Source organism: Nocardiopsis lambiniae, assembly GCF_031845465.1.
GTDB lineage: Bacteria > Actinomycetota > Actinomycetes > Streptosporangiales > Streptosporangiaceae > Nocardiopsis > Nocardiopsis lambiniae.
In genome coordinates this window covers 44,473-57,014 of the sequence record NZ_JAVREP010000008.1, presented here as the reverse complement: position 1 = coordinate 57,014, position 12,542 = coordinate 44,473, and the positions used below count along the sequence as shown (strand labels likewise).

Sequence of the window (12,542 nt, the reverse complement as noted above, 5' to 3'; positions counted from 1 at the left end):
GGCCTCCTTCGGGCCCCCGGGGGCTCCGGAGAACGCCCAGGCCACGGCGTGTCTTCCGCTACGCCACACCGGTCCGGATTCGGCGATTCACGATCGGCCCGGGTGACAATGGGCGGGTGTCGGACAGCAGCGGTCGCCTCAGACGGATGTGGAACCGCGCGCGTCCCCGGTCCCTCCGGGGAAGGGTCACCGCGGGGGCGATGGTCGTGCTCGTGCTGGTGGTCGCCACCGTCCTGATCACGTCCATCCTCGTACTGCGCGATCTCATCGACACCCAGGCCCGCGATCGAACGGCCATGGCCGCCCGCCACATCGCCGATCAGATCACCGACGAACGCTTCCCCGGCGACATCCCGGCAACCGAGCCCATCCTGCGCCTACAGATCGTCGACTGGTACTCCGGCGAGGTGCTCGCCGCCAGCGACGCGCTGCGCGGCCTGCCGGCGCTGTCCCGTGACCACCCCGCGGGCGGTGACTTCCGCCTCGACACCACCACCTGCGCGGATTTCGTGGGGGAGAGCCCCGACGACTGCTACCTGGTGGTCGGGTACTCCATGGCCGATTCCGCCTATGGCGACGTCGTGGTGCTGGCGGCGTCACCCCCGCCCCACATCCTGACCAGCGGCACCCTGGAGGCGGTGATGTTCGGGACCTCCGTCGCGCTGCTCTCCTTCACCGGTTTCGTCATCTGGTTCGGCGTCGGTCGCGCCCTGCGCCCCGTGGAGACGATCAGTCACGAGATGGAGCAGATCTCGGTCACCGACCTGCACCGCCGGCTCCGGGTCCCCCGCACCCACGACGAGATCGCCCATCTGGCGCGTACCGCCAACGCCAGCCTCGACCGACTGGAAGAGGCCGTCACCCGGCAGCGGCGGTTCATCTCCGACGCCTCCCACGAACTGCGCAACCCCATCGCCGGGATGCGTGCCAAACTGGAGGTCGAGCTCTCCGAACCCGAGCCCGACCCCCGGGCCCGTGAGCGTCTGCTCACCGGTCTGCTCACGGACACCGAGCGCCTGGAGAACATCGTCGCGGACCTGCTCGAACTCGCCCGGCTGGACAGCGACGTCGCGGCCGTGCGTCAACGCGTCGACCTCTCCGATCTCGTGGGCAGGGAGTTCGGCGACCGCAACGAGGTCGTCGACCTGCACGTCCACGCACAGCGCGCGGCCCCGGTGCGCGTGGATCGGCTGCGGATGACCCGGGTGCTGACCAACCTGGTCGCCAACGCCGAGCGGCACGCCCACTCGCGGATCGACATAGTCGTGGATCGCGACGGGGAGGACGCGGTGGTGGAGGTGCACGACGACGGGTCGGGCATCCCCGAGGCCGATCGCGAGCGCGTCTTCGAACGGTTCGCCCGATTGCGCGAATCGCGCGAACTCGATCCGGGGGGCAGCGGCCTGGGCCTGCCCATCTCCCGGGAGATCGTGCGGGCCTACGGGGGCACGCTCGTCGCCGGGCACAGCGATCTGCTCGGCGGCGCCCTGTTCGTTCTTCGGATCCCCGCCGACCCCGGGGCGAAGGGCTGATGCCCCGACACGAGGGAACGACCCCCTGCGAGGTGTCGGAGGACCACCGGACCGCAGACTTCCGGACCGGGTGCGTCGTCGGGGCCTCGGCGCGCTCGTCGTCCGGCCGCCCCTTCACGCGTCGGCCGGTGTCCGCGGCGTCGTCGACGGTCATTCCCGACAGGGTGCCCTTCCCGTGTTCGGGGCGGGTCCGGCCGGCCCGTACCGTTCCTGGGCCGCCTCGGTGAACGAACGAGCGGGGTGGGTGCGGGCGGCGGTCGTGGCGGTGTGGGCCGCGGTGCTGATCGCCGCCCTGCTGTACGGGCCCGACCTCGCGATGGTGCGGGCCTGGATCGAGGCGGCCGGACCGGCCGCCCCCGTCGCCTACCTGGTCCTGTACGTGATCGCGGTGTTCGCGCTCGTACCCCGGCCCGCGCTGAACCTCGCCGCGGGGCTGCTCTTCGGACTCGGCGCGGGGATGCCGTTGGCGCTGACGGGAGGGGTGGGTGCGGCGCTGGCCCAGTTCGCCGTCGCCCGCTACGCGGCCGGGGGAACGGTGGCCCGTCTGCTCCCCGAGGGTGTGCGGTCGCGGTTGGACGCGGTGGCCGAACGGCACGCGTTCGTCGCGGTGCTGCAACTGCGGCTGCTGCCGATCGTCCCGTACCAGGCGGTCAACTACGGGTGCGGTCTCACCCGGATGCGGGTCGCGCCCTTCGCCCTGGGCACGTTCGCGGGCGGTGTCCCGGCGACCGGCGCGATGGTGCTGCTGGGAGCCGGGGGGACGGACCTGGGGTTGCCGGTCGCGGTGGCCGGTGCCGTACTGGCGGCCCTGCCGGCCCTGCTGTGGTGGGTCCGTTCCCGCCGGCGCGCCGGCGGACGGCGGGCGGAGGGGGAGTGATCCCCCCGCCCGCCGTGTCGGGTCAGGACCCGCCGCCGCCGAAGATCGCCACCTCGTCGGGGGAGGGGCGTTCCATCTCGAACGGCAGGATCTCTCCGCCGTCGCTGTCGGTGACCATGGGCTCCTGGAGGACCTCGGGCTTCTCACCGGCGTGATGCCGCACCACCATGACGCCGCCGTAACCGCTGTGGTCGGTCGCGGTGGCGGCGAAGGGCACCAGCCCCGGTCCGGTCCACTCCCTCGAACCGAGGGTCTCGATCAGGCCCGAACGGGTCAGGTCCGGGCCCGTCTCCATGAGGACCTGCGCGAGCAGGACGGCCTGCACCATGCCGTAGACGGTGGTGTCGGTGAACGGGGTGTCGGCGTTGTACTCCTCGTGGATCTCCAGGAAGAACTCGGTCCACGGATCGTCGCGCTGGGCCGCCATCGGCAGGAACGCGGTGACGATGAGACCGTCCAGGAACGCCTCCGGCGGGACGTTCTCGGCCGCCGTGCCCTCGGAGTACTCCTGGATGAGTCCGGTGACGATCTCCACGTCGCCGCCGAAACTGGGGGCGATCCACTGCGGCGTGTAGCCGATCGCGGTCGCTTCGAGGATGGCCATCCCCAGGAACGCGGGGATGCAGTGGCACACCACGACGTCGGCGTTCTGCTTCTTGAGCGAGGCCACCTGGCCGGCGAGTTCGGGGACTCCGGGGTCGTAGGACTCCCAGGTGACGATCTCGTCGGTGAGGTACTGCTCCAGCCCGGCCTGGGAGGAGGGGCCGACGTCGTCGTTCTGGTAGAGGAGGCCGACCTTGTCGTCGGGGAAGTTCTCGGCGATGAACCTCCCCTGGATCTTGGCCTCCTTGGAGTAGTCCACCTGGAAGCCGTAGCTGTAGGGGTAGACGTCCGGCTGGTCCCAGGACAGGGCGCCGGAGGAGACGAAGAGGTCGGGCACGCCGGCCTCGTTGATCTCGGCGATGACGGCCTCGTGGGTGGGGGTGCCCAGGCCGCCGAGCATCGCGAAGATCTCCTGATCGTGGATCAGACTGCGGGTCACCTCGACGGTCTGGGCCGGATCGAAGCCGTCGTCCTGGACCTGGTATTCGATCCGACGCCCGTGGATGCCGCCGTTGTCGTTGATGTAGTTGAACACGGCCCTGGCACCGGTGGACACGTGCCGGAAGCCGGGGGAGGCGGGACCGGTCAGCGGCTGGTGCGTGCCGATGACGATGGCGTCGGCGGTGACCCCCCGGACGTCGGCGGCTCGTTCCTCCGCCGCCTGGTCCGTGTCTCCTCCGTTGGAGCAGGATGTGACGAGTACCGCGACGGCCAGTGCCGAGGCGATCGATCTCAGTGGTCGCATGATGCTGTCCTGGACTTCGTTGTGACCTTCACGGAGCGGGCGCGAACGGCCCGGTGGGGTAGGGGGCCGCGACCGGACAGGGCATCGAAAAGAAACCTACTGGCCGGTACGTTACTAGCGAGTAAACACCATGCGCCCGACCCGCACCAGCGGGAGGGGGGCAAAATGTTGCGGATGGTGTTCGAGTGAATTCGTGATGTTGTCACTGTCCACAGCCGGCCACCGGATGAACGACGGGGCCCAGTGGCCGAAGGTCATCGAACGAAGGCTCTTCGTGTTCGCCGGGGGTCTCGCGTGGCGTCTCCGGTGTCTTCACCTCGGAGGGCGGGCCGGCCGCGCCGGGCCGGCCGTTGGCGTCGCTCTTCCATGAAGGCGGGACACGGGAAACTCCCGTGAAAAATATCAGCGTTATGAAATTGCCATGAGCAAAAACAAAGAAGAATGTCCTCTCCGCTTTTGGTCATCCTGGGTGACAGTCGTCCCGATGCATCGGAGGCAGCATGGACAGGATCGCCATCGTCGGTATGGCCTGCCGTTACCCGGACGCCGACACCCCGGACGAGCTCTGGGAGAACGTCCTGGCCGGGCGCCGCTCGTTTCGTCGCATCCCACCCGAACGGCTCTCCCTCGCGGATTACCGGTCCGCGGATCCGACGGATTCCGATCGATTCCATTCCGACAAGGCGGCCCTGCTGCGCGGATTCGATTTCGACCGGGCCGCCTACCGGGTGGCGGGCAGCACTTTCCGTTCCACGGACATGACCCATTGGCTCGCCTTGGACACCGCGGCCCGTGCCCTGGCGGACGCCGGGTTCCCCGAAGGGCGAGGACTGCCGCGGGGCACCACCGGAGTCGTCCTGGGCAACAGCCTCACCGGTGAGTTCTCCCGGGCCAACTCCCTCCGTCTGCGCTGGCCCTATGTCCGCCGGACCTTGGCCGAGGTCCTTCGCCGACGGGGCTGGGACGACGACGAGACGGCCCGTCTGCTGACCGAGGCGGAGGAGGCCTACAAGGCGCCCTTCCCCGAGATGGACGAGGACACCCTGGCCGGTGGACTGTCCAACACCATCGCCGGAAGGGTGTGCAACCACTTCGACCTCCGCGGCGGCGGCCATACCGTCGACGGTGCCTGTGCCTCCTCCCTGCTGTCGGTCGTCACCGCCGCCCGGGCACTGACCGACGGAGACCTGGACGTGGCTCTCGTCGGGGGGGTCGACCTGTCCTTGGACCCCTTCGAACTGGTGGGCTTCGCCCGTACCGGAGCCCTGGCCACGGGCGACATGCGCGTCTACGACCGCGACTCCAATGGTTTCTGGCCGGGGGAGGGCGCGGGCGTCCTCGTGGTGATGCGCGAGGAGGACGCGCTCGCCGCCGACGCCCGTGTCTACGCCCTCATCACCGGTTGGGCGATCTCCTCCGACGGGGCCGGGGGTATCACCCGGCCGGAGGAGGAGGGCCATCGTGTCGCCCTGGAACGCGCCTACGCGCGGGCCGGATACCCCCCGGCCACGGTCGGTTACTTCGAAGGTCACGGCACGGGCACCGCGCTCGGCGACGCCACGGAGATCGCCGCCCTGTCCGCGGCGCGTGGCCCGGGAGCCCCGGCGGCCCTGGGCAGCGTCAAGGCCAACATCGGCCACACGAAGGCCGCCGCCGGTGTCGCCGGGCTCATCAAGGCTGCCCTGGCCGTTCACCACCGGGTCGTCCCACCCGGTACCGCCCAGCACACCCCGCATCCCCTGCTCACCGTGGAGGGCGCCCGCCTGCGCGTGCCGGTCCGGGCCGAACCCTGGCCGCAAGGGCGTCCGCTGCGCGCCGGTGTCTCCGCCATGGGGTTCGGCGGTATCAACACCCACATCGCGCTCCAGGCCGCCGACCCGGTCGGAGACCCCGCCCCGAGCGCCCCCGACGCCCGGACCCGCGCCCTGGTGGCGGGCCGCCAGGACGCCGAACTGCTCCTCGCGGACGCCCCGGACCGGGCCGCCCTGCGCACCCGACTCACCGCCTGGGCCGACCTTCTCCCGCACCTCTCCTACGCGGAGTTCACCGACCTGGCCGCCGAGGCCGCCGACGGGCTCCGCGGCGGTCCGGTGCGCTGCGCCGTCGTCGCCGCCGAGCCGCACGCGGCAGCCCGCGCCGTGACGGCACTGATCTCCCGGATCGACGCGGGCGAGGAGGAGGTCGTCTCCCCCGGGGAGGGCGTCTTCCTCTCCCAGCGGACCGGACCGCCCCGGATCACCTTCCTGATGCCGGGTCAGGGATCGGGCGACGGGAGCCAGGGGGCCCTGTGCCGTCGGTTCCCGAGCGTCGAGGACACGCTGGACGTGGCCCGGCTCCCCCAGGGGGACCCGGTCGCCACGGAGATCGCCCAGCCCAGGATCGTCGCCGGCTCGATGGCGGCCTTGGGGCTGATGGAGGACCTCGGGGTGACCGCCCGGGCGGCGGTCGGCCACAGCCTGGGCGAACTCACCGCCCTGTACTGGGCGGGTGCCATGGACGCCGAGAGCCTGTCGGCCCTGGCCCGCGCGCGGGGGCGGATCATGGCGGAGACCGCGAGGTCCGGCGGCGCCATGCTCCACGTCGCCGCGGACACCGAACAGGTGGCCCGCCTCCTGACCGACGAACCGGAGTCCGAAGCCGTGGTCGCCGCGCACAACGGACCCGGGCAGACCGTGGTCTCGGGCACCGCCGCCGCCATCGGACGCGTACGGGACCGGGCCCGCGCCCGCGGCCTGGACGTCGCTCCCCTCCGGGTCTCCCACGCCTTCCACTCCCCCCTGGTCGCCCCGGCCGTTCCCGGACTGCGGAGCGTGCTCGACGGGATCCCCTTCACCCCACCGACGCGTCGCGTGGTCTCCACCGTGGTCGGTACCGACCTCCGGCCGGGCACCTCGCTCCCGGACCTGCTGTCCGAGCAGGTGACCCGCCCGGTCCTGTTCGGTGAGGCCGTCGCGCGTATCGCGCCGGACACCGACCTCTTCCTGGAGGTCGGTCCGGGACGGGTGCTGGCCCGGACGGCGGAGCGCATCGCCCCCGACGTCCCCGCCCTGACGGTGGACACCGACGCCCCCACGCTCTCGCCCACGTTGAAGGCCCTGGGCGCGGCCTTCGCCCTCGGCGCCCCGCTGGCCGTCCGTCGGCTCTTCGAAGGCCGCCTGATCCGTCCTCTCCGCGAGTCCCGCGATTTCCTCGTCAACCCTTGTGAGACGGTGGCCGACAGCTCGACGGGGCGCACCTCCCCGTCCCGGACCCCCGAACCCGCACCGGCCCTCGACGTTTCCGAGACGGAGGACGTCGATACCCTCCTGTTGCTCCGTCGGCAGGTCGCGGCCCGGGTCGAACTGCCCCTGGAGACCGTCACCGCGCACACCCGACCGCTGGACGAACTCCACCTGAGTTCCATCACCGTCGGCCAGATCGCCAACGAGGTCGCCCGCATGCTGGGCCGACCCCCGCTGGAGGCGACCAGCGGTCACGCCACCTCCAGCCTCGCGGACCTGGCCGCCGTCATCGACGCCTCGACGGGGAAGGGCGACGATCCGGGAGCCACGTCCGAAGCGGCCGGCGTCGGACCCTGGGTCCGGGCCTTCCGGCTCGGACGGCGAACCGCACCCGACCCCGCTCCCGTCCCCGTCCCCCGGTCCACCACCACGGCCCACTGGTCGTCGTACGCGCCCGGCGGGCACCGGATCGCCGAGACCCTGCGCGCGGCGTTGGCCGGGGCCGGCGTGGGGGAGGGCGTCCTCCTGGTCCCCGACCCCGACCACCCGGCCGCCTCGCTGGCGGCGGCCCAGGAGGCGGCCGGTCGTGGAGTCCGGTTGGTCGTGGTCCAACCCGGACCGATCGTCTCCGGTCTGGCCCGCACCCTGCACCTGGAGGCACGGGTGCCGGTCACGGTCATCGAAGCCGATACGGACGGGACCGATTCCGGCGCACACGATCGCCTGACGGCGACGGTGCTCGCCGACACGGTCGCCACCACCGCCTACACCGAGGTCCGGTACGCGCAGGAGGGGCGCACCGTCCCCGACCTGATCCCCCTCCTTCCCGGACGGGAACGCCCCGAGGCCGGTCCTCCCCTCGGCTTCGACGACGTGGTCCTGGTCACCGGAGGAGGGAAGGGCATCACCGCGGAGTGCGCGCGTGACCTGGCTCTGCGCCATGGGGCCGGTCTGCTCCTGCTCGGGCGTTCGGACCCCGCGGCCGATCCCGAGTTGGCCGCGAACCTGGACCGGATGGCCGCCGCCGGTGTCCGCCACCGCTACGAACGCGCGGACGTGACCGACCCCGACCAGGTCCGCGCCGCGGTCGAGCGCGCCGCCGCGTTCGGTACCGTCACGGCCCTGTTGCACGGGGCCGGACGCAACGAGCCCGCCCCGATCGGCTCGCTCACCCCCGAGGACCTGGCCGCCGCCTCGGCGCCCAAGGTCGACGGGTTGCGGGCGGCGCTCGCGGCGATCGACCCCGGCCGGCTCCGTCTCCTGGTCACCTTCGGCAGCGTCATCGGACGGGTGGGGCTGCGCGGAGAGGCCCACTACGCCGCCGCCAACGACCGGATGAGCGCGCTGGCGGAGGAGTACGGACGTCTCCATCCGCGCACCAGGGTCCTGGCGATCGAGTGGTCGGTGTGGTCCGGTTCCGGTATGGGCGAGCGCATGGGGGTCGTCGAATCCCTCGCCCGTGAGGGGGTGACACCGATTTCCGTCGACGAGGGGTTGGAGGTGTTGCGCGATCTGCTCTCCGATACCTCCGCCGGACCGGTCATCGTGGTCTGCGGACGGCTGGGCGCCCCACCGACCCTGCCCGCCCCGGCGACCCTCCCCCTGGGACGTTTCCTGGAGCGCATCCTGGTCCACCACCCCGGCACCGAACTGGTCACCGAAACGGAGTCGTCCACCGCGACCGACCCCTATCTGGACGATCACCGGCTCGACGGCGACGCGCTGGTGCCCGCGGTCATCGGCATGGAGGCCATGGCCCAGGTCGGAGCGGCGATCGGCGGACACACCGGTGTCCCCGTCTTCGAGGACATGGAGTTCCTACGGCCGATCGTCGTGTCCGCCTCCGGAAGATGCGTGATCCGTGTGGCCGCCCTGGTCCGTGACACCCGCACGGTGGACGTGGTCGTGCGCAGCGAGGACACGGGCTTCGCCGTCGACCACTTCCGGTCGGTCCTGCGGTGGTCCCCGGCCGATCGCCCCGAGCGGGGGCCCCTGGTCCCCGGTACCGACGCACCACGGGTCCGTATCGACCCCGGCGCGGAACTCTACGGCTCCCTGCTCTTCCAGGGGAAGCGGTTCCAACGGTTGTCGGCCTATCGCCGCGTGAGCGCGCGGCACACCGTGGCCGAGGTCTCCGGAGGCGCCGGTGTCCCGTGGTTCGCCCCCTACCTGCCGCAGGACCTGGTCCTGGCGGACCCCGGGGTCCGCGACACCGCGATGCACGCGCTCCAGAGCGGCGTGCCCGACGCGGTCCTGCTGCCCGAGCGGGTCGATCGCCTCCTGCCGGCCCGGACCGACGACGAGGGCCCGTTCGTGCTGGCGGCGTCGGAACGGTCCAGGGACGGGGACGCGCACGTCTACGACGTGGAGCTGTCGGACCCGGAGGGCCGGGTCGTCGAACGGTGGGAGGGTCTGCGCCTGAAGGCGGTGCGCGCCCGCGGCGGTGCCGGCCCCTGGCCCGTGCCGCTGCTCGGCCCGCACATGGAACGATGCGCCTCCCGGTTCCTGGGGGAGGGGGTGTCGATCGCCGTCGAGCCCGACGCCGGCCCCGACCGGGGGGAGGCGACCACCGCGGCCCTGCGACGTTGTCTCGATCGACCCGTGCGCGTGCGCCACCGGCCGGACGGTCGGCCCGAGGTCGACGGAGCGCACGTCTCCGTCTCCCACGGAGCCGGAGTGACCCTGGCCGTGGCCGCGGACGCACCCGTGGGCTGCGACATCGAGGAGGTGGTCGGGCGGGACCGCACCGCTCGGGCCGACCTGCTCGGCCCCGACGCCCTGGCCGTGGCCGACCTGCTGGTGACCGAGACGGGTGAGGACGCGGACACGTCGGCCACCCGCCTCTGGGCGGCCCTGGAATGTCTGCGCAAACTCGGAACCGCGACGCGTGCCGTGGTTCTGGACCGCGTCCATCCCGACGGATGGGTCGTGTTCACCTCGGGTGCGACCGCGATCGCCACCGGTGTCACCACCCTGGCGGGCCGCGCGGCCCCCGTGGTGGTCGCCATCGGCCGTGTCCCCGAAGTCCCCTCGCCGAAGGAGTCGAACCCGTGACCGACCACTACGAGATGCGGCACATCGTCAGCCTTGAGGAGACCAACCTGGTCGGCAACGTGTACTACGCGCACTACCTGCGTTGGCAGGGGCGCTGCCGGGAGATGTTCCTGCGCGACCACGCCCCTTCCGTGCTGGACGACCTCCGTGGTGACCTCAAGCTCTTCACGCTCCGCGTCGATTGCGACTTCCTGGCCGAGACCACCGCCTTCGACGTCCTGTCGGTCCGTATGCGTCTGGAGGAGCTGACGCAGACGCAGATCGGTTTCTCCTTCGACTACGTGCGGGTGAACGGGGCCGTGGAGACCCCCGTCGCCCGGGGGAACCAGCGGGTGGTGTGCATGCGCGGTCACGGTGACGCGGTCGTGCCGGTCCGGGTGCCCGAGGTCCTGCGGTCCGCCCTGGCGCCCTTCGCCCCGGCCCGGGCGGTGGTCTGATGGTGGACCTGCGCACGGTCATGGCGCGCTTCCCCACCGGGGTGACCGTGCTCACGACCGGAGGGGGCACCCCGCACGGGATGACCGCCAACGCCTTCACGTCGGTCTCCCTGGACCCCCCGCTGATCCTGTGCTGCGTCGCCCTCAGCGCGCGTCTGCACACCACGGTCCACGACCGGGGGATGTTCGGCGTGTCCCTGCTGGGGGCGGACCAGACGGCTCTGGCCCGGTACTTCGCCGACGGCTCCCGCCCCACGGGCGCCGTCCAGTTCGACCGGTGGGCCTGGTACCGCGGGACCCGTACGGGCGCTCCGCTTCTGTCGGGTGCGCGGGGGTGGCTGGAGTGCGCGGTGGAGGCCGTCCATCACGCCGGGGATCACTCCATCGTGGTCGGGAGGGTGCTCACCGCCGCGGCGGGGGCCGACAGCGCCCCCCTGTTCTTCGTGGACGGCGAGCTGAGGGGGCCCGGGGCGGGCCGCTGGAACCTGGAACGCGACAGCGCCACCGAGTCCACGGCCCGCTCGCGGACGTCACCGGCACCCACCATGAGGGCGGGCAACAGGGACTCGAAGCAGTCGTCGGCCCCATAGGGTTCGACCAGGTAGGAGCCCAGTTCCAGCGAGGTCACCCCGTGCACGGTCGTCCACATGTGGTGGGCGACCAGGAACGGATCGCCGTCGTCGAACCGCCCCGCCCGCATGCACCGTTCGGTACAGGCGACCACACCGGCCATCGTGTACCTGCCGTGCTGTCGATCGTCGTCCGAGAGGGAGAACCCCGCCAAGGAGGAGGAACCGAACATCACGGAGTACAGGTGCGGGTCGGCCACCGCGCTCGCCCGGTAGATCCGCCCGTACAGCGCCAGGTCGGCCACGGGGTCCGCGGTCGCCCGCACACGGGAGAACCGCGCGTACAGCCGGGCGAAGCCCTCGTGGACCATCGCCCGGACCAGCCCCGTCATGCCGTCGAAGTTCGTGTAGACGGCCATCGTCGAACACCCGGCCTCCCGGGCGAGTCGACGGGTGGTCAGCGCCGACGGGCCCTCGGAGGCGAGCACTCGCGCGGCCGCGTGGACCAGGGCCGACGGGGTCCGGGGGTCGGCGCGTCTGGGGCTCACACGGCCCACCGTTCGGCCAACCGTGTTCGCCACACCTCGTAGCCCGGCACGCCTGCGCGGCCCCGGCCCTCGGCGGGCCGGGTCTCCCGGGCCGACCACGCCGCCGATTCCGGGGAGGCACCGCACAGCGCGGTGACGGCGACTCCCACGTGCGGCACGGAGAGGTCGGCGCGCAGTCGTGCCTCCGCGGCGAAGGCCGCGCCCTGGGCCAGCCAACGCCGATGGGCCCCGGCCCGGTCGCGCAGACGTTCCAGAGCCTCGCGATCCGCGCCCCCGGCGTAGACGGCGGCCAGCCCCACACCGCTGTACAGGTCGGCCCGGCGCCGCTCGGGGAAGGACTCCACCAGGTCGGCGACGCGCCCGGGGTCGGCGCAGGCGACGAACCACAGCGCCCGCCCGATCCCCTGGTCCATGGCCCGTGCGGCGTAGTCGGGGGCGCCGGACCAGTGCGCCGGCCGGGTGTCGTGCTCCCTCCGGCGCACGAACCGGTCCGTGTGGAAGTAGGCCTGGTGGAAACCGTAGCCGTCCAGGACCAGCCAGCGGAGCAGCGGATCGAGGGTGTGCGCGGACGGCCAGAGCGGCCGGGGAAGCCGGGCCAGGGCCCAGCCGACGCCGACATGGGCCATGTACAGGTGGGGATCTCCCGGTCCCGCCATGTACTCCGCGGCGCGTCGCCCGCGCGGGGTCAGGGCGTCCAGGACGGTGAACGCCATCGCCGCCCCCTCGTGGGCGAATCCGCGGAAGCGCACGGGAACGTCCGCCAGCCGACGGTCGGTGTCCTCGGGGCTGCCGGTCTCCGCCGCGTGTCCGTAGCCCACCAGGAAGAACCGGCCGACGGTCTCGACGAGGCCCCGGGCCGTCGCGGTCCCCTGGTGGAAGCCGCGCGTCTCGACGAGGGTCTGGGTCGTGTTCGGCGTGAGGACGCGGCGGCGCAGTGTCCCGAGGGTGGTGTGCAC

Annotated in this window: 7 protein-coding genes and 1 pseudogene; 5 read left to right on the top strand and 3 right to left on the bottom strand. The window is 72.2% G+C overall.

The window, feature by feature from the left end; genetic code table 11:
- Window positions 1-146 precede the first annotated feature (146 nt).
- Entirely contained in the window at window positions 147-1,532 is a 1,386-nt protein-coding gene (locus tag RM479_RS13780; RefSeq protein ID WP_311512292.1) for a sensor histidine kinase, read from the top strand.
- A gap of 223 nt (window positions 1,533-1,755) precedes the next feature.
- On the top strand, window positions 1,756-2,409 hold the full coding sequence (locus tag RM479_RS13775; protein ID WP_311512131.1) for a TVP38/TMEM64 family protein: 654 nt from the start codon (window positions 1,756-1,758) through the stop codon (window positions 2,407-2,409).
- Window positions 2,410-2,431: 22 nt separating this feature from the next.
- Here the strand turns inward: RM479_RS13775 and RM479_RS13770 are convergent, their stop codons facing one another.
- Complete coding sequence (locus RM479_RS13770; RefSeq protein WP_311512130.1) at window positions 2,432-3,757, bottom strand: ABC transporter substrate-binding protein; 1,326 nt, start codon at window positions 3,755-3,757, stop codon at window positions 2,432-2,434.
- A gap of 500 nt (window positions 3,758-4,257) precedes the next feature.
- Between RM479_RS13770 and RM479_RS13765 the strand changes: the two genes are divergently transcribed.
- The 3 genes and pseudogenes from RM479_RS13765 to RM479_RS13755 form a co-directional block, all read left to right on the top strand.
- Window positions 4,258-10,032 (top strand): type I polyketide synthase, encoded by a 5,775-nt coding sequence (locus RM479_RS13765; RefSeq protein ID WP_311512129.1) that lies wholly within the window; start codon window positions 4,258-4,260, stop codon window positions 10,030-10,032.
- On the top strand, window positions 10,029-10,469 hold the full coding sequence (locus RM479_RS13760; RefSeq protein WP_311512128.1) for an acyl-CoA thioesterase: 441 nt from the start codon (window positions 10,029-10,031) through the stop codon (window positions 10,467-10,469). The genes RM479_RS13765 and RM479_RS13760 overlap by 4 nt, the downstream gene beginning before the upstream one ends.
- A pseudogene (locus RM479_RS13755) lies at window positions 10,469-10,870 on the top strand (flavin reductase family protein); the annotation flags it as partial. The gene RM479_RS13760 and the pseudogene RM479_RS13755, both read left to right, overlap by 1 nt.
- On the opposite strand, the gene RM479_RS13750 reads toward RM479_RS13755, so the two are convergent.
- The gene (locus RM479_RS13750) at window positions 10,846-11,586 is read right to left on the bottom strand and encodes a TetR/AcrR family transcriptional regulator (protein WP_311512127.1); all 741 of its coding nucleotides are present in this window, start codon (window positions 11,584-11,586) and stop codon (window positions 10,846-10,848) included. The pseudogene RM479_RS13755 and the gene RM479_RS13750 sit on opposite strands and share 25 nt — an antisense overlap.
- Window positions 11,583-12,542 (bottom strand): DUF1702 family protein, encoded by a 960-nt coding sequence (locus RM479_RS13745; protein WP_311512126.1) that lies wholly within the window; start codon window positions 12,540-12,542, stop codon window positions 11,583-11,585. The genes RM479_RS13750 and RM479_RS13745 overlap by 4 nt, the downstream gene beginning before the upstream one ends.